The organism is Leisingera thetidis (assembly GCF_025857195.1).
GTDB classification, from domain to species: Bacteria; Pseudomonadota; Alphaproteobacteria; order Rhodobacterales; family Rhodobacteraceae; genus Leisingera; species Leisingera thetidis.
This window is the reverse complement of record NZ_CP109787.1, coordinates 230,749-251,431: the sequence shown is the minus strand read 5'-3', so window position 1 is coordinate 251,431 and position 20,683 is coordinate 230,749. Positions and strand designations below refer to the sequence as shown.

Sequence of the window (20,683 nt, the reverse complement as noted above, 5' to 3'; positions counted from 1 at the left end):
GTTGAGAGGAGGGCCTGCGACCACCGCGGAACCCTCATCGAACCCAAAAGGCGGGAATCATCCCGCCTCTATCCGCACTTGGCGAACTCGCGCCCTATACGCCCTGCGGCCCCGGGTGGCAAGGGGTTTCGCCGCGAAACGGTTGCGTTGGGGGCGTGCGGCGGGTTTGGGGTTTGTTTGGGAGTGTTAAGAAGTGGTTGCGGTGGATAGATTACCAGCCACACCTACAATGCGCAGCCTTCATAGACGTTGCAATGCATCTCTATAGCCCTGAACGATGTTCCGAATTTCCTCCACATGCAATTCCGCCTGTTCGCCGAACCTATCCAGATATGCAAGCAATGTAAATTTTTGTCCTTCGTTCATACTTCTCCACAACGTTTCGATACGTGACGAAAACCGCCTACGCTTTCTGATGGAAAACCCTGCCGAATCCAGCCCCATAAGAAGCCGCTCCATCGCATAAGTGTGGAACTTGCGGGAGCGGCACTCCCAGTACATATTTGCTCCTAGATAGTAGAGTGCACAATGCTCGGGGAAAAACGTGTGGCAGCAGGTGTAAATTTCGAAATCCGATATTTGTAGTTCATTCCATGTCTTTCCATCAAAATAGGCTGTTTCCTCATACGCTTCTGAAGTTTTCCATTCCGGTCTCCATTCCGGGAATTTTGGAGGCTTCGGAGATCCGAAATTCTCCTGAATGTTCAAAATCAACTTATCCATGCGGAAAAGTTAGCCGGCACTTCGCACCCATGCAAAGGTTTGCATTCACTAGCTCGAAATGACCTAGACTGCGACCAGAGTGGAGCAACCCCGCCCGGACGCCCCGCGTTCGGGCCGCGCCCGGCCTGCGTCAAACCGGAGGTTTGCCTCCGTCAAAACGGGCGGGCGCGATTGCATCACCGCCGGATCTGACACTCCCTGCGGCCTCAAAAGCTCCACTGGAGCTTTTGCAAGACGGCCTCCGGCCCCTGGCCGGTCCCTGCCCTGCTCACGGGTTGGCGCAATAGAAAAGGGCCTCCCGAAGGAGGCCCTTTCTGTATTCAGAACCGTGTGGCTCCCGGCGATTTTCTAGCGAAAACCGCCTGCCGCCACTGTTTCCAAAATTATTCAGTAATTTTGGAAACGACGCCAGCGCCGACGGTGCGGCCGCCTTCGCGGATGGCGAAGCGCAGGCCGTTTTCCATCGCGATCGGCGCGATCAGCTCGACGTCGAACTTCAGGTTGTCGCCCGGCATCACCATCTCGGTGCCTTCCGGCAGGGTCACGGTGCCGGTCACGTCGGTGGTGCGGAAGTAGAACTGCGGACGGTAGTTCGCGAAGAACGGCGTGTGGCGGCCGCCTTCTTCCTTGGTCAGGATGTAGGCCTCGGCCTCGAACTTGGTGTGCGGGGTCACCGAACCCGGCTTGCACAGCACCTGGCCGCGCTCGACGCCGTCACGGTCGACGCCGCGCAGCAGCGCGCCGATGTTGTCGCCGGCTTCACCGCGGTCCAGCAGCTTGCGGAACATTTCCACACCGGTGCAGGTGGTGGTGGCGGTGTCGCGGATGCCGACGATCTCGATCGAGTCGCCGACGTTGATCACACCGCGCTCGACACGGCCGGTCACAACGGTGCCGCGGCCGGAGATCGAGAACACGTCTTCGATCGGCATCAGGAACGGCTGGTCGACGGCGCGCTCCGGGGTGTCGATGTAGTCATCAACAGCCGCCATCAGCTCTTTGATCTTCTCGGAACCGATGTTGTCGTCGCGGCCTTCCATCGCCGCCAGAGCGGAGCCTGCGATGATCGGGATATCGTCGCCCGGGTAATCGTAGGAGGACAGCAGCTCGCGGATTTCCATTTCGACCAGCTCGAGCAGCTCTTCGTCGTCGACCTGGTCCACCTTGTTCATGAACACCACCATCTTCGGGATGCCGACCTGGCGGCCCAGCAGGATGTGCTCGCGGGTCTGCGGCATCGGGCCGTCAGCGGCGTTCACCACCAGGATGGCGCCGTCCATCTGCGCCGCGCCGGTGATCATGTTCTTCACATAGTCGGCGTGGCCGGGGCAGTCGACGTGGGCGTAGTGGCGCGCTTCGGTCTCATACTCGACGTGGGCGGTCGAGATGGTGATGCCGCGGGCTTTTTCTTCCGGCGCGCCGTCGATCTGGTCGTAGGCTTTGAAGTCACCGAAATATTTGGTGATTGCCGCGGTCAGCGTGGTCTTGCCGTGGTCAACGTGGCCGATGGTGCCGATGTTGACGTGCGGCTTATTGCGTTCAAACTTTTCCTTAGCCATGATGGCCTCCTTTTGTTTCGAGAGGGGCCCGCTCGGTCCGCGAACCCCTCAATGTCTTGACGCTTACGCGTATTTCGCCTGGATCTCTTCCGAGATGTTCTGCGGCACCGGATCGTAGTGATCGAACTGCATGGTGAACTGGGCGCGGCCCGAGCTCATCGAACGCAGGGTGTTGATGTAGCCGAACATGTTCGCCAGCGGCACAAACGCGTCGATGGCGATTGCGTTGCCGCGGTTCTCCTGGCCGGACACCTGGCCGCGGCGCGAGGTCAGGTCGCCGATGATGCCGCCGGTGTATTCTTCCGGGGTGATCACTTCGACCTTCATCACCGGCTCGAGCAGTTTCGCGCCAGCCTTGCGCATGCCTTCGCGCATGCCCATGCGGGCGGCGATTTCAAAGGCCAGAACCGAGGAGTCCACGTCGTGGAACTTGCCGTCGATCAGGGCAACCTTGAAGTCGATCACCGGGAAGCCTGCCAGCGGACCGGAGTCCATCACCGACTGGATGCCTTTTTCGACGCCCGGGATGTATTCCTTCGGAACCGCACCGCCGACGATACGGGATTCGAAGGAGTAGCCTTCGCCCGGCTCGGTCGGAGAGATGATCAGTTTCACCTCGGCGAACTGGCCCGATCCACCCGACTGCTTCTTGTGGGTGTAGGAATGCTCGACCTCTTTGGAGATGGTCTCGCGGTAGGCCACCTGCGGCGCGCCGATGTTGGCTTCGACCTTGAATTCGCGCTTGAGGCGGTCCACCAGGATGTCCAGGTGAAGTTCGCCCATGCCCTTCATGATGGTCTGACCGGACTCGATGTCGGTCTCGACGCGGAAGGACGGGTCTTCGGCGGCCAGACGGGCCAGACCCTGGGACATCTTCTCCTGGTCGGCCTTGGTCTTGGGCTCGACCGCGATCTCGATCACCGGATCCGGGAAGGTCATGGTTTCCAGCACGACCGGGTCGTTGACGGCGCAGAGCGTGTCACCGGTGGTGGTGTCCTTCAGGCCTGCCAGCGCGATGATGTCGCCCGCGAACGCTTCCGTGATTTCCTCACGGTTGTTCGAGTGCATCATCATCATCCGGCCGACGCGCTCTTTCTTGCCTTTGGTCGAGTTCAGGAGCGTGTCGCCCTTGTTCAGGACACCGGAGTAGATCCGGGTAAAGGTCAGCGAGCCGACGAAGGGGTCGTTCATGATTTTGAACGCCAGGCCGGAGAACGCCATGTTGTCGTCCGCGCGGCGGGCGATGTCACGGGTCTCGGTCTCGTCGCCGGGTTTGAAGCCCATGTAGTCGACAACGTCCATCGGGCTGGGCAGATAGTCGATCACCGCGTTGAGCAGCGGCTGAACGCCTTTGTTCTTGAACGCGGAACCGCCCAGAACCGGAACAAACGCCAGCTCCAGCGTGCCCTTGCGCAGCAGTTTGCGCAGGGTCGGCACGTCAGGCTCTTCGCCTTCCAGGTAGGCTTCCATGGCGTCGTCGTCCATTTCGACGGCGGCCTCGATCATCTTGCCGCGCCATTCGTCAGCCATGTCTTTCAGGCTGTCGCGGATCGGTGCCTTGACCCAGGAGGCGCCAAGGTCTTCGCCCTGCCACAGCCATTCTTCCATGTTGACCAGGTCGACCAGGCCTTCCAGCTCGGTCTCTGCGCCGATCGGCACACCAACCGGAACCGCGCGGGCGCCGGTGCGGTCTTCGATCATGCGGACGCAGTTGAAGAAGTCGGCGCCGATCTTGTCCATCTTGTTGACGAACACCATGCGCGGAACCTTGTAGCGGTCAGCCTGGCGCCACACGGTTTCGGTCTGCGGTTCAACACCGGCATTGGCGTCCAGAACACAGACGGCACCGTCGAGAACCGCCAGCGAACGCTCGACTTCGATGGTGAAGTCGACGTGGCCGGGAGTGTCGATGATGTTCAGGCGGTGCTTGGGCGAGTCGGCGGTCTGACCGTCTTCGGTGCGTTCCCAGAAGGTGGTGGTCGCAGCCGAGGTGATGGTGATGCCGCGTTCCTGCTCCTGCTCCATCCAGTCCATGGTGGCTGCACCGTCGTGCACCTCACCGATGTTGTGGGATTTGCCGGTGTAAAACAGGATGCGCTCGGAGCAGGTGGTCTTGCCTGCATCGATGTGCGCCATGATACCGAAGTTGCGGTAAAGTTCGAGCGGATATTCGCGTGCCATAGGTCTAGGTCCTCTAGCTTACCAGCGATAATGGGAGAAGGCTTTGTTCGCCTCTGCCATCTTGTGGGTGTCTTCGCGCTTCTTGACCGCGGTGCCACGGGACTGGACGGCGTCCAGCAGCTCGCCGGCGAGGCGCTCTTCCATGGTGTTTTCGTTGCGTTTGCGGGCGGCGGTGATCAGCCAGCGGATGGCCAGCGCTTCGCGGCGCTCGGGGCGGACTTCGACCGGAACCTGGTAGGTTGCACCACCAACGCGGCGCGAACGGACTTCGACCGACGGCTTGATGTTGTCGAGTGCTTCGTGGAACACTTCAACCGGAGCGCGCTTGATCTTAGTCTCGACGCGGTCAAAGGCGTTGTAGACGATACGCTCTGCGACCGACTTCTTGCCGTCGATCATCAGGTTGTTCATGAATTTGGTCAGAACGCGGTCGCCGAACTTGGCGTCGGGCAGGACTTCGCGTTTTTCGGCGGCGTGACGACGTGACATATCAGCCTCTCCTTCTTACTTAGGACGCTTCGCGCCGTACTTCGAGCGGCGCTGCTTACGGTCTTTGACGCCCTGGGTATCCAGAACACCGCGCAGGATGTGGTAACGGACACCCGGAAGGTCTTTCACACGGCCGCCGCGGATCAGAACCACGGAGTGCTCCTGAAGGTTGTGGCTTTCACCGGGGATGTAGGAGATCACTTCGAAGCCGTTGGTCAGGCGGACCTTGGCCACTTTCCGCATTGCGGAGTTCGGTTTCTTCGGAGTGGTGGTGTACACACGGGTGCAGACGCCGCGTTTCTGCGGGCACTGTTCCAGGTGCATGGACTTCGAGCGTTTAACTTTCGGCTGCCGCGGCTTGCGGATCAGCTGCTGGATCGTTGGCATTCCGGTTTATTCCCCGTTTTGCAACACTGTCATGCACGCCGGCGCGTGCGGGTGATTTCGCTGCACTTGTGCGTCCACAAGCGCAAAAACCGCAATCGCTCCCATTCCGAGGTGAGACGACGCGGTGAGTTTACAGAGGGCCCGGGTGAGAAAAGTGCCCAGGCCTTGAGCCACTGCAATTTTGAATTCGGCTTTCGAAGAACACACTCCGGGTGCCGGATAGGCGCGCGTATATGGGGAGTCGCGCAGGTTGTCAACAGCAGCCGCCCCCGCACCGCCGTCCGGCACCCGCCGCGCGCTTGCCAGGGAACCGCAGCCCCGGCATAGTCGCCCGCGCAGCCATTGGCAACAAAACGGATTTCAGAATGCAAGTCATCGGATTGTGCCGGTTTTCCTACCCGGCGGTCGGCGGGTTCCAGGTCGAGCATGAAACCATCGCGGAGCGCATCGCCTATCTTTATGCCGAGGAGCGGATGGAGGAGCGGTTCCGGCTGCTGGAGACCATCGCCCTGCCCTGCCTGCGGGAGCAGACCGACCCGGATTTCGACCTGATCGTGGTGACCGGCGACAGCCTGCCCCGCGCCCACCGCGACCGGCTGCAGGATCTGACAGCGGACATGCCGCAGGTCCGGATCCATGCGGAGCCGCCGCGCCGGCACCGCGAGGTGATGAAGGAGATCCTGAACAGCGCCCGCCGCGACCCCGGCAAGCCCTGTCTGCAGTTCCGGCATGACGACGACGATGCCGTGTCGGTGGATTTTGTCGAAAGGCTGCGCGCCACGGCAGAGGACTGCCGGCCGCTGATGCAGAAGAACAAGAGCGTGGCCATCGATTTCAACCGGGGCTACCTGGCCGAAGCCGGGCCGGAGGGGATTTCCGCTGCTGAAGGGGTGCACCCATATGTGGTGGCCGCCCTCGGCATGCATGTGCGCGGCGGCTGCCCGCTGACGATCATGAATTTCGCCCACAACAAGATCAACCGCTTCATGCCCACCGTCACGGTGACCGATGCGCCGATGTTCGTGCGCACCCATAACCGCTTCAATGACTCGCGCAGCCAGGCCGGGCCTGGCACGCCGTTCGAACCGCTGACGCCGGAGCTGGAAGGCGCGTTCGAAGCCCGGTTCGCGATCCGGGCCGGCCGGGTCAGGGAGGTTTTCGCGCAGAGCTGAGCCGGGCTCAGCGCGGCAGCCTGCGCGCCTGCCGCCGTTCGCGGTAGAGCGTGAACATTCCCGCCCCGGCCACCACGGCGGCGCCCGCAAGCGTCAGGAGGTCCGGCCAGTCGCCGAACACAAGCCAGCCCAGGACCAGCGCCCACAGCAACCCGCTGTACCGGAAGGGCGCTATTGCGGCGACCTCCCCCACCCGCATCGTCATCACCGAACACAGGTAGCCGACAAAGATGAACAGGGCCGCGCCGGTCAGGGCGAGCCATTCGGCGGCGCCCATCGGCTGCCACTCCACGGTTGCCGAGGTGGCAAGGCCGAAGGCCAGCACCGACACCGAGGCGGAGAGCGTCACCGTCATCGACGGCACCTCCGGCGGCAGCCGCCGGGTCACCAGGTCGCGGGCGGTGATGCAGGCCACCGCGGCCAGCGCATAAAGGCTGCCTTCGCTGAAGCCCTCCGGCCCCGGCCGCACGATCAGCAGCATGCCCGCAAACCCGGCGGCAACCGCCGCCAGCCGGCGCCAGCCCACCGGTTCGCGCAGGAACAGCGCGGCACCCAGGGTCACGGTCAGCGGCAGCACCTGCAGAACCGCGGTGACATTGGCAATCGGCATCCGCATCAGCGCGGTCAGAAACAGGTATGTGGCGGCGACCTCGCACAGGCCGCGCAGCGCCAGCATCCTCCAGGCCCGCCCGGTCAGGCCGAGCCGCAGGCTGCCGAGCTGCCGGGCCAGCAGATAGATCAGGAAGCTGGCCGCCGCTCCGCGGATGGTCAGGATCTGCGGCAGCGGCAGCGTGCCGCCGATCAGCTTGACCAGCGCGTCGTTGAACGTATAGGCCGCCATGCTGGCGGTCATCAGCAGCGCCCCGGCCTGGTTGGCGGTCACGGCAGCAGCCCCGCCAGCTCCGCCATCGTGTAGCCGAAGTGCTGCTCCAGGGCGGCTTCGGCCTCCGCCCGGGTGCCCTTGCGGGTGAGCCCCATCTGGGCCGGCTTCGACTTGTTGTCGCCGTGGATGCTGCGCAGGAAGGCCGGCACCGAAATGTCGGAGACCGTGTTGTAGTGCTGCGCGATTTTCCGGTGGTTGCAGGAATAGGGGTTGCCCTTGTGCGAGACCGGGGCAACCAGCGACAGCCCCGTCGACAGCGGCGCCCATTCGCAGGTGTCATAGATCTCCGGGCCCGCGGCGGTCTTCTCCAGGTACAGGCCGCGGTTATGGGCAATTGCGAAAGGGGTCCGGCCGCCGCCCTGCACGGGGATCATGCCGCGGGCAAGCGCCTTGGTCCGCTTGACAAAGTCCGTGTCGACCGCGTCATCGTCATCCAGCCGGAACAGCACCCGGTGGGTGGCGCGCCTCAGCTGCACCCGGCCGTAGGCGTCCTTCATCTGCTGGTAGTGGGGATAGGCGGCTGCAGCGTGGCAGAGAACGTTGCCGTAAGGCTCGGTCAGCGCCAGCAGCCGGTCCAGATAGCGGGCGGGCAACTCTTCCGACGTCAGCACGATCAGCCGGAAACTGCTGTCGCTCTGCCGGGTCAGCGAGCGCAGGCACAGAGTCTCGAAATAGCGCAGGCGCAGCTCCATCCGTTCCGGCGAGAACAGATACGCCGCCCTTTCCTCCAGCGTCGGGAAGCGGTCGGTGTAGAAATTCGTGCTGAGCACGGAGAACCGCACCAGACCGATCATCCGCAGCCTTATGTCCATATCTGCTCCCTGCCTGCCGGCGCGCTGGTCATGCCGACCGTTCACGCCTCCACAGATAACCGCTGCAGCAGACATGAAAAAGCCCCCGCATGGCAGCATGCGGGGGCTTTTCCTGAAATCCGAGGCCGTGGCTCAGTCGCGGCTTTCCGGGGTTTCGACCAGGATATCCAGGTCGTCGCCGCCGATCGCGTCGTCGTCCATCACCGGTGCGGCCAGGGCTGCAGCGGCTTCGGCTTCCTCGCGGCGGGCTTCCAGCACCACGTTGTCGCGGCCCTGGGCAATCGAGCGCACCGCCTGGGTGGCGCCGCCGGTGCCGGCCGGGATCAGGCGGCCCACGATGACGTTCTCCTTGAGGCCGACCAGCTTGTCCTTCTTGCCCTGCACCGAAGCCTCGGTGAGCACCCGGGTGGTCTCCTGGAAGGAGGCCGCCGAGATGAAGGAGCGGGTCTGCAGCGACGCCTTGGTGATGCCCAGCAGGATCGGTTCGCCCTGTGCCGGACGCTTGCCGCGGGCCAGCGATTTCTCGTTGGCGGCGTCAAACTCCTGCTTGTCCACGTGCTCGCCTTTCAGCAGCGTGGTGTCGCCGGAGTCGGAGATCTCCCACTTCTGCAGCATCTGGCGGACGATCACCTCGATGTGCTTGTCGTTGATCTTCACGCCCTGCAGGCGGTAGACGTCCTGGACCTCGTCGATCATGTAGTTCGCCAGCGCCTCGACACCCATGATGGACAGGATGTCATGCGGCGCCGGGTTGCCGTCCATGATGTAGTCGCCCTTCTGGACAAAATCACCTTCCACGACGGGAATGTGCTTGCCCTTGGGCACCATGTATTCGACGGGCTCCATCGTGTCGTCCGACGGCTCGATCGAGATGCGGCGCTTGTTCTTGTAGTCGCGGCCGAAGCGCACGTAACCATCGATTTCGGCGATGATCGCGTGGTCTTTCGGACGGCGGGCTTCGAACAGTTCCGCAACGCGCGGCAGACCACCGGTGATGTCCTTGGTCTTGGCGCCTTCGCGCGGGATCCGCGCGACAACGTCACCGGCCATGATCTGCTGGCCGTCTTCGACCGACAGGATCGCGTCCACCGACATCGGGTAGGTCAGCGGGTTGCCGAGGTCGTTGCGGACCGGCTCGCCGTTGCTGTCCACCAGAATGATTTCCGGCTTCAGGTCGGAGCCCTTCGGAGCCGCACGCCAGTCGATCACGATCTTCTGGGTCATGCCGGTGGCTTCGTCGGTCTCGTCGCGGACGGCGAGGCCCGAGACCAGGTCCACGTATTTCGCGGTACCCGGCTTCTCGGCGATGATCGGCAGGGTGTAGGGATCCCATTCGAACAGCTTGTCGCCGCGGCTGATCTGCTGGCCTTCCTTGACGAACAGCTTGGAGCCGTAGCCCAGCTTGTGGCTGGCGCGCTCTTCGCCGTGCTCGTCCTGGATGATCAGCTTCATGTTGCGGCCCACGACCAGGATCTCGCCGTTGGCGTTCTCCAGGGTCTGCGGCATCTCGAACACGATCGTGCCGGACTGCGAGGCTTCCTGGAACGACTGCTGGCCGCCCTGGGCAACGCCGCCGATGTGGAAGGTCCGCATGGTCAGCTGGGTGCCCGGTTCGCCGATCGACTGCGCCGCAATGATGCCGACAGCCTCGCCGGTGTTCACCCGGGTGCCGCGGGCCAGGTCGCGGCCGTAGCACATGGCGCAGACGCCTTCTTCCGACTCGCAGGTCAGCGGCGAGCGGATGCGGGTCGACGGGACGCCGGCCTCTTCCACGGCATCCGCCATGCGCTCGTCGATCAGCTGGCCGGCGGCGACGATCACCTCTTCGGTGCCGGGGCGCTTGATGTCATCCGCAGCCACACGGCCCAGGATGCGTTCGCCCAGGCTGGCCACCACTTCACCGTCGTTGACCGCCGCTTCGGCAGTGATCGCGCGCTCAGTGCCGCAGTCGTGCTCGCGCACGATGCAGTCCTGCGCCACGTCCACCAGACGGCGGGTCAGGTAGCCCGAGTTCGCCGTCTTCAGAGCGGTGTCGGACAGACCCTTACGGGCGCCGTGGGTCGAGTTGAAGTACTCGAGAACGGTCAGGCCTTCTTTAAAGTTCGAGATGATCGGGGTCTCGATGATGTCGCCGTTCGGCTTGGCCATCAGGCCGCGCATGCCGCCCAGCTGCTTCATCTGGGTGACAGAGCCACGCGCACCGGAGTGGGCCATCATGTAGACCGAGTTCGGCTCCATCACGGCGCCGTTCTCGTCCCGCTTGTCAGCGGAGATGGTGCCCATCATCGCTTCGGTGACCTTGTCGTTGCACTTGGACCAGGCATCGACAACCTTGTTGTACTTTTCGCCCTGGGTGATCAGGCCGTCCATGTACTGCTGTTCGAAGTCCTTCACCTGATCGCGGGTCTCGTCGACGATGGTCCACTTGGTGTCCGGGATCACCATGTCGTCCTTGCCGAACGAGATGCCGGCCTTGAACGCTTCGCGGAAGCCCATGGTCATGATCTGGTCGCAGAAGATGACCGACTCCTTCTGGCCGCAGTAGCGGTAGACGGTGTCGATGACCTGCTGAACCTCTTTCTTCCGCAACAGGCGGTTGACCAGCTCGAACGGTGCCTTGGCGTTCTTCGGCAGCAGCGCGCCCAGACGGACACGGCCCGGGGTGGTCTCAAAACGCTTGAGAACCTCGTTGCCTTCCTCGTCGATCTGGGTGATCCGCGCAGTGATCTTGGTGTGCAGATGCACTTCGCCGGCGTCCAGCGCGTGCTGAACCTCGTCGATGGTGCCAAAGATCTTGCCTTCGCCCGGCATGCCTTCGCGCTCCAGGGTCACATAGTAGAGACCCAGGATCATATCCTGCGAGGGAACGATGATCGGCGCGCCGTTGGCGGGCGACAGAACGTTGTTCGTGGACATCATCAGGACGCGCGCTTCCAGCTGGGCCTCAAGGCTCAGCGGAACGTGCACAGCCATCTGGTCGCCGTCGAAGTCCGCATTGAACGCCGAGCAGACCAGCGGGTGCAGCTGGATTGCCTTGCCTTCGATCAGCGTGGGTTCGAACGCCTGGATACCCAGACGGTGCAGCGTCGGTGCGCGGTTCAGCATCACCGGGTGCTCGCGGATCACCTCGTCCAGGATATCCCAAACTTCGGGACGCTCTTTCTCGACCAGCTTCTTCGCCTGCTTCACGGTGCTGGACAGGCCCTTGGCCTCCAGACGCGAGTAGATGAAGGGCTTGAACAGCTCCAGCGCCATCTTCTTGGGCAGGCCGCACTGGTGCAGCTTGAGTTCAGGACCGGTCACAATCACCGAACGGCCGGAGAAGTCGACGCGCTTACCCAGAAGGTTCTGACGGAAGCGGCCCTGCTTGCCTTTCAGCATGTCGGACAGCGACTTCAGCGGACGCTTGTTGGCGCCGGTGATGACGCGGCCGCGGCGGCCGTTGTCGAACAGCGCGTCAACCGATTCCTGCAGCATCCGCTTTTCGTTGCGGACGATGATGTCAGGCGCGCGCAGCTCGATCAGCCGCTTCAGACGGTTGTTCCGGTTGATAACGCGGCGGTACAGGTCGTTCAGGTCGGAAGTCGCAAAGCGGCCGCCGTCCAGCGGGACCAGCGGGCGCAGTTCCGGCGGGATGACCGGGATCACGGTCATGATCATCCATTCCGGACGGTTGCCCGATTCCAGGAAGGATTCCACGACTTTCAGACGCTTGATGATCTTCTTGGGCTTCAGTTCGCCGGTCGCTTCGGCCAGTTCGGCGCGCAGCGTTTCGGCTTCCGATTCCAGATCGATCTGGGCCAGCATGTCACGGATTGCCTCAGCGCCGATGTTGGCGGTGAAGGCGTCCATGCCATAGGCGTCCTGGGCGTCCATGAACTCTTCTTCGGTCATCATCTGGCCGTAGGAGAGATCAGTCAGGCCCGGCTCGATGACAACGTAGTTCTCAAAGTACAGAACCCGCTCCAGGTCGCGCAGGGTCATGTCCAGCATCAGGCCGATGCGGCTGGGCAGCGACTTCAGGAACCAGATGTGGGCAACGGGTGCCGCCAGTTCGATGTGGCCCATGCGCTCGCGGCGCACTTTCTGCAGGGTGACCTCGACGCCGCATTTTTCACAGACGACGCCGCGGTACTTCATCCGCTTGTACTTGCCGCACAGGCATTCGTAGTCCTTGATCGGGCCGAAGATCCGCGCGCAGAACAGGCCGTCGCGCTCGGGCTTGAAGGTCCGGTAGTTGATGGTCTCGGGCTTTTTGATCTCGCCATAGGACCACGACAGGATCCGTTCCGGCGACGCCAGCGAGACCTTGATTTCATCAAAGACCTTGGGCGGCGTCAGCGGGTTGAACGGGTTGTTGGTGATTTCCTGGTTCATTTTGATACCTCAAATTCGTGCGGAAGGGAGAGACGGGTAAGGGCCGCAGCCCTTACTCTTCTTCCGCATCCAGGAGTTCCATGTTCAGGCCGAGGCCGCGGACTTCTTTGACCAGAACGTTGAACGATTCCGGAACGCCCGCCTCAAAGTTGTCCTCGCCCTTGACGATCGACTCGTAGACCTTGGTCCGGCCGGCGACGTCATCCGATTTGACGGTGAGCATCTCCTGCAGGGTGTAGGCGGCGCCATAGGCTTCCAGAGCCCAGACTTCCATCTCACCAAAGCGCTGACCGCCGAACTGCGCCTTGCCGCCCAGCGGCTGCTGGGTGACCAGCGAGTACGGGCCGGTGGAACGCGCGTGGATCTTGTCGTCCACCAGGTGGTGCAGCTTCAGCAGGTACTTGATGCCAACGGTCACGGGGCGCGCGAACTGCTCGCCGGTGCGGCCGTCGAACAGGATCGACTGGCCGGACTGGTCGAAGCCCGCACGCACCAGGGCGTTGTTGACGTCGTCTTCCTTGGCGCCGTCAAAGACCGGGGTGGCGATCGGCACACCGCGGGTGACGTTGCCTGCGGCCTCGACCAGCGCGTCCTCGGACATATTGGCGATGCCTTCGTCATAGACGTCGTCGCCATAGGCATGGTGCATCGCGTCACGGACCGGGGTCAGGTCGCCCGAGCGGCGGTATTCCTGCAGCGCATCGTCCACCTTGATGCCGAGGCCGCGTGCGGCCCAGCCCATGTGGGTCTCCAGGATCTGACCGACGTTCATCCGCGACGGAACGCCCAGCGGGTTGAGGCAGAAGTCGACCGGGGTGCCATCCGCGAGGAACGGCATGTCCTCCATCGGCACCACTTTCGAGATCACGCCCTTGTTGCCGTGACGGCCGGCCATCTTGTCGCCCGGCTGCAGCTTGCGCTTCACCGCGATGAAGACCTTGACCATCTTCATCACGCCCGGCGGCAGGTCGTCGCCGCGGCGGACCTTCTCGACCTTGTCCTCGAAACGGGCGTCCAGGGCGCGCTTCTGCGCCTCGTACTGCTCGTTCAGGGCCTCGACGATCTGGGCGTCCTGCTCATCCTCGAGGGCGAGCATCCACCACTGGCCGCGGGACAGCGAGTCCAGCAGTTCCTCGTTGATCGGGGACCCGGCGCGCACGCCCTTCGGTCCCTTGACCGCCACCTTGCCCAGCAGCATGTCGCGCAGGCGGGCATAGATGTTGCGGTCCAGGATCGCCAGCTCGTCGTCCCGGTCGCGGGCCAGACGCTCGACTTCCTCGCGCTCGATCTGCAGCGCACGCTCGTCTTTTTCGACGCCGTGGCGGTTGAAGACGCGCACTTCCACGACCGTACCGTAATCGCCCGGTTTCACGCGCAGCGAGGTGTCGCGCACGTCGGAAGCCTTTTCGCCGAAGATGGCGCGCAGCAGCTTCTCTTCCGGGGTCATCGGGCTTTCGCCCTTGGGAGTGATCTTGCCGACCAGAATGTCGCCCGGCTCCACATCGGCGCCGATGTAGACGATGCCCGCCTCGTCGAGGTTGCGCAGGGCTTCCTCGCCGACGTTGGGGATGTCGCGGGTGATTTCTTCCGGCCCGAGCTTGGTGTCACGGGCGGCGACTTCGAATTCCTCGATGTGGACCGAGGTGAAGACGTCGTCACGCGCGATGCGCTCGGAGATCAGGATGGAGTCTTCGTAGTTGTAGCCGTTCCACGGCATGAACGCGACGACCACGTTCTTGCCCAGAGCCAGTTCGCCCATATCGGTCGACGGGCCGTCGGCGATGACTTCGCCCTTGACCACGGTGTCGCCCACCTTCACCAGCGGACGCTGGTTGATGCAGGTGTTCTGGTTCGAACGCTGGAACTTGCGCATCCGGTAAATGTCCACGCCGGCATCGCCCAGTTCCAGGTCCTCGGTGGCCCGGATCACGATACGCTGCGCATCGACCTGGTCGATGATGCCGGCCCGCTTGGCCTGGATGGCCGCGCCGGAGTCGATCGCGACCTTTTCCTCGATGCCGGTGCCGACCAGCGGCGCCTCGGCGCGCAGGAGCGGAACCGCCTGACGCTGCATGTTCGAGCCCATCAGAGCGCGGTTGGCGTCGTCGTTTTCCAGGAACGGGATCAGCGAGGCGGCAACCGAGACCAGCTGCTTCGGCGAGACGTCGATCAGGTCGACGCTTTCGCGCGGTGCCAGGGTGTAGTCGCCGGACTGGCGGGTCGAGACCAGGTCGTTGATGAACTTGCCGTCTTCGTCCAGGGTCGCGTTCGCCTGCGCCACGGTGTGGCGCATTTCCTCGGTCGCGGACATGTAGTGGACTTCGTCGGTCACCTTGGCGTCGTTGACGACGCGGTAGGGTGTTTCGATGAAGCCGTACTTGTTCACGCGGGCAAAGGTGGCCAGCGAGTTGATCAGACCGATGTTCGGGCCTTCCGGCGTCTCAATCGGGCACATCCGGCCATAGTGGGTCGGGTGCACGTCGCGCACCTCGAAGCCGGCGCGCTCGCGGGTCAGGCCGCCCGGGCCAAGCGCCGACAGGCGGCGTTTGTGGGTGACTTCCGACAGCGGGTTGGTCTGGTCCATGAACTGCGACAGCTGCGAGGAGCCGAAGAATTCACGCACCGCCGCCGCTGCGGGCTTGGCGTTGATCAGGTCCTGCGGCATCACCGTGTCGATCTCGACGGAGGACATGCGCTCCTTGATTGCGCGCTCCATCCGCAAGAGGCCGACGCGGTACTGGTTTTCCATCAGCTCGCCAACCGAGCGCACCCGGCGGTTGCCGAGGTGGTCGATGTCGTCGATGTCGCCGCGGCCGTCGCGCAGGTCGACCAGCGCCTTGACGCAGGCGACGATGTCTTCCTTGCGCAGGGTGCGCTGGGTGTCTTCGGCATCCAGGGCCAGGCGCATGTTCATCTTCACGCGGCCAACGGCGGACAGGTCGTAGCGCTCGGAGTCGAAGAACAGCGTGTCGAACAGGGCCGACGCGGCTTCGACGGTGGGCGGCTCGCCCGGGCGCATCACGCGGTAGATGTCCATCAGCGCGCTTTCGCGGCCCATGTTCTTGTCCGCCGCCATGGTGTTGCGCATGTAGGGGCCGACATTGACGTTGTCGATGTCCAGCACCGGAATGTCGGTGATGCCGGCATCCAGCAGCTCTTTCAGCGAGCCGCCGATCAGTTCGCCGTCCTTGTCGTATTCCAGGGTCAGCTCATCACCGGCTTCGACGTAGATCGCGCCGTTGTCCTCGTTGATGATGTCCTTGGCGACATACCTGCCGACGATATGCTCGAAGGGCACCAGCAGCTCGGTGATGGTGCCTTCCTCGATCATCTTCTTGACGGCGCGCGGGGTGACCTTCTTGCCGGCCTCGCAGATGATCTCGCCGGTGGCGGCGTCGACCAGATCGTAGGTCGGACGGGTGCCGCGCACGCGCTCGGGGAAGAACGGGGCAACCCAGCCGCGCGACTTCTCGAGCTTGAAATGGATGGTGTTGTAATAGGCATCCATGATGCCTTCCTGGTCCAGGCCCAGGGCGTACAGCAGGGTGGTCACCGGCAGCTTGCGGCGGCGGTCGATGCGGGCAAAGACGATGTCCTTGGCGTCGAATTCAAAGTCGAGCCACGAGCCGCGGTACGGGATGATGCGGCAGGCGAACAGCAGCTTGCCCGAGGAATGGGTCTTGCCCTTGTCGTGGTCAAAGAACACGCCCGGCGAGCGGTGCATCTGGGAGACGATCACGCGCTCGGTGCCGTTGACGACGAAGGTGCCGTTCGGGGTCATCAGGGGCATGTCGCCCATGAAGACGTCCTGTTCCTTGATGTCCTTCACGGACTTGGCGCCGGTGTCCTCGTCGACATCAAAGACGATCAGGCGCAGGGTGACCTTCAGCGGCGCGCTGTAGGTCATGTCGCGCTGCATGCACTCTTCGACATCGTATTTCGGCTTCTCGAAGGAGTATTTCACGAACTCCAGAACCGAAGTTTCGTTGAAATCCTTGATCGGGAAAACCGACTGAAACACGCCTTTGATGCCTTCGCCGTCAAGCGGCTCAACGTCATCGCCGGAGCGCAGGAAAAGGTCGTAAGAAGATTTCTGGACCTCAATGAGGTTCGGCATTTCCAGCACTTCGCGGATTTTGCCGTAATATTTGCGTAGACGTTTCTGGCCAAGGAACGATTGAGCCATGTCAGATGTCACCTTTCGAGTTCTCACCGGTCAAGGATGCCGCCGGGCCCCGGCACCTTGCCCATACGAGACAGCGCGTTCGGATCAATTCATGGCCACCGTCCCGAATGGCGGCCTCCCGATCCTTTGAACCTCGCCTGAAAAAGCGCCCCTGGCTTGAGGCCCTTTCTAAGACAGGTTCGGCTGGACCCGGAAAACTCCGGGCCCAGCCAAATTTCCGATGCATCAGAAATGCACCAGGAGCCGGACTTAGGCCAGCTCGACTTCGGCGCCAGCTGCTTCCAGCTTGGCTTTGACGTCTTCGGCTTCGTCCTTGGACACGCCTTCTTTGATCTTGCCGCCGGCTTCGACCAGTTCCTTGGCTTCTTTCAGGCCCAGGCCGGTGATGCCGCGGACTTCCTTGATCACGTTGATCTTGGACGCGCCGGCGTTCTTCAGAACGACGTCGAATTCGGTCTTTTCTTCTTCGGCTGCACCGCCGGCGTCGCCGCCAGCTGCCATGACAACCGCGCCGCCTGCTGCGGGCTCGATGCCGTATTCGTCTTTCAGGATGGTTTTCAGTTCTTGTGCTTCCAGCAGGGTCAGACCCACGATGCTTTCTGCGAGTGCTTTCAGATCAGCCATTGTATCAGCTCTTTCCGTTTACAGTATGTGTGTTCCAACGTGCGGGCCATGCCCCACGCCAGTCATTCAGTGCCAACCGCTTACGCAGCTTCCGCCTTCTCTTCGATGGTCGAAAGAATGCTTGCGATGTTGCTTGCAGGTGCGCCAATTGCGCCGGCGATGTTGGAAGCGGGTGCGCCAATGCAGCTTGCGATCTGAGCAATAAGCTCGTCGCGGGACGGCATTTTCGACACGGCTTCGACGCCTGCGCGGTCCAGAGCGTTCTCACCCATTGCACCGCCAAGGATCTCAAACTTTTTGTTTTCCTTGGCGAAATCCTCGGCCACCTTGGCGGCGGACACGGGATCTTCGGAGTAGGTCAGAACGGTCATCCCTGTCAGCAGGTCAGACATGCTTTCACACGGCTTTCCCTCAAGGGCGATTTTGGCGAGCCTGTTCTTGGCAACACGCACGGAGCTGTTCGCATCGCTTGCACGCGCGCGCAGATCCTGCATCTCGGCAACTGTCAGACCGGCGTAGTGAGCAACCACCACGACGCCAGAGCTTTCGAAGATCTGGCCGAGTTCCTCGACCACTTTCTCTTTCTGGGCTCTATCCACAGTTCTCTCCAAGTTTGGGATGCTTGCGCATCCCGGCTCATGTTTGCCGGTCCCGAAGAACCGGCGTTCAGGTCCGTTTTACGGGATGAGCCAAATCCGCCCGAGGGAATGAAAACCCTCGATCTTCTTGGTCTTACCCGTCTCAGGAGGGAAATTAAGGCCCGATCGGAAGGCCACCCACCATCTTGGACGAAATGAAATAAAGCGCACGACGAATCGCACGCTTTATCTCAAGGCCGTAGTTAGTCCCATTTGACGGGTTTTCCAAGGGGCAATTCGGAAAATAAACCCGCCGCAGCCCGGCACCGGAACCAGAAAGGGCGGCGCCCGGCAGGCACCGCCCCTGAACTGTCCGGCAGTCTGCCCGATTACTCGGTGACAGCGTTGTCCACGTCAACCGTGACGCCCGGACCCATGGTCGAGGACAGGTTGATCTTCTTCATGTAGGCACCCTTGGCGCCCGACGGCTTGGCCTTGGCCACGGCCGACACGAAGGCGCGGACGTTCTCGACCAGCTTGGCTTCGTCGAAGGAGGCTTTGCCGACGCCTGCATGCACAACGCCGCCTTTTTCCGCCTTGAACTGGACTTCGCCGCCCTTGGCTGCTTCCACGGCCGCTTTCACGTCCATGGTCACGGTGCCGACCTTGGGGTTCGGCATCAGGTTGCGCGGGCCGAGGATCTTGCCCAGACGGCCGACGACCGGCATCATGTCCGGGGTGGCGATGCAGCGGTCGAAATCGATCTTGCCGCCCTGGATCGCTTCCATCAGGTCTTCGGCGCCGACGATGTCCGCACCGGCTGCCTGCGCTTCCTCAGCCTTGGGGCCGCGGGCGAAGACCGCAACGCGCATGTTCTTGCCGGTGCCGTTCGGCAGGCCGACCACGCCGCGGACCATCTGGTCTGCGTGGCGGGTGTCGACACCCAGGTTCATGGCGATCTCGACGGTTTCGTCGAACTTCGAGGTTGCGTTGGCCTTGATCAGGGCAACGGCTTCTTCCACCGACAGGTTTTCCTTGCCAGCGACAGCTTCGCGCGCGGCGCGGGTGCGTTTACCGAGCTTTGCCATCTTACTTCACCTCGATGCCCATGGAGCGGGCGGAGCCCAGGATGATCTGCATTGCCGCTTCGATGTCGTTGGCGTTCAGATCTTTCATCTTGGCTTCGGCGATTTCTTTCACCTGGGCCGCGGTCACGGTGCCGACGGTTTCGCGCGACGGGGTTTTTGCCCCCGACTTCACCTTGGCCGCCTTCTTCAGGTAGTAAGACGCGGGCGGCGTCTTGATGTCCATGGTGAAGGACTTGTCCTGATAGTAGGTGATCACGGTCGGGCACGGCGCGCCGGGCTCCATGTCTGCGGTCTTGGCGTTGAACGCCTTGCAGAATTCCATGATGTTGATGCCGCGCTGACCCAGCGCCGGGCCGACGGGCGGAGAGGGGTTTGCCTGACCTGCAGGAACCTGCAGCTTCATCGAACCAACAAGCTTCTTAGCCATTTGGTTGTCCTTTCAACGAGGACGGAACGCGTTCCGCCCGGAGAATGTTGCGTGGTCGGATGTCAGGATCGCGATCCGTCCATCTCCCACGGGAGAATCTCGCCCGAAGACGATAGAGGCGGCATGTACAGGGGAACGCGGGGGTTGGCAAGTGGACTCCGGGCCAGCTTTTGCAATGGCCGCTTCGAGCCCGAAGTGTCAAGTGCTACGGTCCGTTTCAATGGCGGGATCTGTCAGGGAGCGGACTCGGCAGAACTGGCCAGCTCCCGAATTGCCCCGCGCGGTTCATACCCGCACGGGGCCATGCTTCAGGTCAGGAAATTCAGAAGGGTTTCGTCAAACCGCTCCGCTTCTTCCAATTGCGGAGTGTGCGCGCTCCGCTCAAAAAGCGCAAAAACCGGCTGGCGGTTTTCCGCGATGAGCGGAAGCCAGGTTTCCAGCGGGGCAACCAGGTGATCATGCCGCCCCATGCAGATCAGAAGCGGGGATTTAATCTCCTGCAGCACTGTGGCGGGATCAAAATCGCGAAACACGTCCCCCCACAAACTGTCGAAAACCGGCATGTTAACGTGGACACCCTGCCAGAGATCCGAGGCATCAAAACATGGGTTAAACCAACTGCGGGCGGCCAGCCCCAGGCACATCCAGATGAACTTATTTTGCGGTTCAGCTTCGATCTTCGCAGCCATCCACTCCAGATCCTGTGCCAAACGGCGCTTGCGCTCCGGAGCTGCAAGCATATCCCAGATACGCTCCCCATATGCCATGTACGCTGGCGAATGGCTTGGTCCGGTCGCAACAACAACGGTCTTCCGGACCAGATCCGGTCTGCGGCGGGCGAACTCCAGTGCCATGTAGCCGTGGCCCGAGTGTCCCAGCACATCCAGGCGTGAAAGGCCAAGCGCGCTGCACATCGCAGAGATATCACAGGTAATGGTCTCCAGTGAGCAGTCACGCGCCTCGACGCCGCGGTCGGCCTGAGCGAAGCCGCGGTGATCAATGAAGATCAGCGTTCTCTTGCCGCGCAGGCCTGCTGAAAATGTGCGTGGATAGAAGACATGGCTGCCAATGATCAGCAGCGGATCTCCCTCCCCCTCGATCGAGTAGCCGAGCGTGTAGCCATCCTGGTAGATGCGCCCGTGGACACTGTCATAGTTTTCCATCGAAATTTACCCGCAAGAGGTGCCCTCTTGCGCT

15 protein-coding genes are annotated in these 20,683 nt (G+C 62.5%); 1 reads left to right on the top strand and 14 read right to left on the bottom strand.

All coding sequences use genetic code 11. From position 1 onward, the window contains the following. Window positions 1-240: 240 nt before the first annotated feature. The 5 genes from OKQ63_RS01220 to rpsL all read right to left on the bottom strand — a co-directional run bounded on the left by OKQ63_RS01220 (window position 241) and on the right by rpsL (window position 5,339). Entirely contained in the window at window positions 241-723 is a 483-nt protein-coding gene (locus OKQ63_RS01220; RefSeq protein ID WP_264212174.1) for a hypothetical protein, read from the bottom strand. 383 nt (window positions 724-1,106) lie between these two features. Further along, window positions 1,107-2,282 carry an elongation factor Tu gene (gene tuf / locus OKQ63_RS01215; protein WP_264212159.1) on the bottom strand — a complete coding sequence of 392 codons (1,176 nt, stop codon included), beginning with the start codon at window positions 2,280-2,282 and terminating at the stop codon, window positions 1,107-1,109. A gap of 63 nt (window positions 2,283-2,345) precedes the next feature. Beyond that, window positions 2,346-4,463 carry an elongation factor G gene (fusA, locus tag OKQ63_RS01210; RefSeq protein ID WP_264212173.1) on the bottom strand — a complete coding sequence of 706 codons (2,118 nt, stop codon included), beginning with the start codon at window positions 4,461-4,463 and terminating at the stop codon, window positions 2,346-2,348. Window positions 4,464-4,481: 18 nt separating this feature from the next. Beyond that, window positions 4,482-4,952 carry a 30S ribosomal protein S7 gene (gene rpsG / locus OKQ63_RS01205; protein ID WP_264212172.1) on the bottom strand — a complete coding sequence of 157 codons (471 nt, stop codon included), beginning with the start codon at window positions 4,950-4,952 and terminating at the stop codon, window positions 4,482-4,484. A 15-nt stretch (window positions 4,953-4,967) separates the two neighbouring features. Next, entirely contained in the window at window positions 4,968-5,339 is a 372-nt protein-coding gene (gene rpsL / locus OKQ63_RS01200) for a 30S ribosomal protein S12 (protein ID WP_005621086.1), read from the bottom strand. A gap of 365 nt (window positions 5,340-5,704) precedes the next feature. Between rpsL and OKQ63_RS01195 the strand changes: the two genes are divergently transcribed. Then, window positions 5,705-6,511, top strand: coding sequence for a putative rhamnosyl transferase (locus OKQ63_RS01195; RefSeq protein ID WP_264212171.1), 807 nt, complete (start codon window positions 5,705-5,707; stop codon window positions 6,509-6,511). A 7-nt stretch (window positions 6,512-6,518) separates the two neighbouring features. On the opposite strand, the gene OKQ63_RS01190 is transcribed toward OKQ63_RS01195, so the two are convergent. The 9 genes from OKQ63_RS01190 to OKQ63_RS01150 form a co-directional block, all read right to left on the bottom strand. Then, window positions 6,519-7,394: a DMT family transporter gene (locus OKQ63_RS01190; protein WP_264212170.1), complete on the bottom strand. Its 876-nt coding sequence runs from the start codon at window positions 7,392-7,394 to the stop codon at window positions 6,519-6,521. Further along, window positions 7,391-8,206: a glycosyltransferase gene (locus OKQ63_RS01185; RefSeq protein ID WP_264212169.1), complete on the bottom strand. Its 816-nt coding sequence runs from the start codon at window positions 8,204-8,206 to the stop codon at window positions 7,391-7,393. The genes OKQ63_RS01190 and OKQ63_RS01185 overlap by 4 nt, the downstream gene beginning before the upstream one ends. 132 nt (window positions 8,207-8,338) lie before the next feature. Beyond that, window positions 8,339-12,583 (bottom strand): DNA-directed RNA polymerase subunit beta', encoded by a 4,245-nt coding sequence (rpoC, locus tag OKQ63_RS01180; protein WP_264212168.1) that lies wholly within the window; start codon window positions 12,581-12,583, stop codon window positions 8,339-8,341. Window positions 12,584-12,635: 52 nt separating this feature from the next. Then, window positions 12,636-16,769 (bottom strand): DNA-directed RNA polymerase subunit beta, encoded by a 4,134-nt coding sequence (rpoB, locus tag OKQ63_RS01175; protein ID WP_264212167.1) that lies wholly within the window; start codon window positions 16,767-16,769, stop codon window positions 12,636-12,638. Between the two features lie 249 nt (window positions 16,770-17,018). Beyond that, a complete protein-coding gene (gene rplL / locus OKQ63_RS01170; protein ID WP_259967561.1) occupies window positions 17,019-17,393 on the bottom strand; it encodes a 50S ribosomal protein L7/L12 in 375 nt (124 codons plus the stop codon). A gap of 80 nt (window positions 17,394-17,473) precedes the next feature. Beyond that, window positions 17,474-17,992 (bottom strand): 50S ribosomal protein L10, encoded by a 519-nt coding sequence (gene rplJ / locus OKQ63_RS01165; protein WP_264212166.1) that lies wholly within the window; start codon window positions 17,990-17,992, stop codon window positions 17,474-17,476. A 368-nt stretch (window positions 17,993-18,360) separates the two neighbouring features. After that, entirely contained in the window at window positions 18,361-19,059 is a 699-nt protein-coding gene (rplA, locus tag OKQ63_RS01160; protein WP_264212165.1) for a 50S ribosomal protein L1, read from the bottom strand. A gap of 1 nt (window position 19,060) precedes the next feature. Further along, window positions 19,061-19,486: a 50S ribosomal protein L11 gene (gene rplK / locus OKQ63_RS01155; RefSeq protein ID WP_264212164.1), complete on the bottom strand. Its 426-nt coding sequence runs from the start codon at window positions 19,484-19,486 to the stop codon at window positions 19,061-19,063. Window positions 19,487-19,794: 308 nt separating this feature from the next. Next, on the bottom strand, window positions 19,795-20,649 hold the full coding sequence (locus OKQ63_RS01150; protein ID WP_264212163.1) for an alpha/beta fold hydrolase: 855 nt from the start codon (window positions 20,647-20,649) through the stop codon (window positions 19,795-19,797). Window positions 20,650-20,683: the final 34 nt, after the last annotated feature.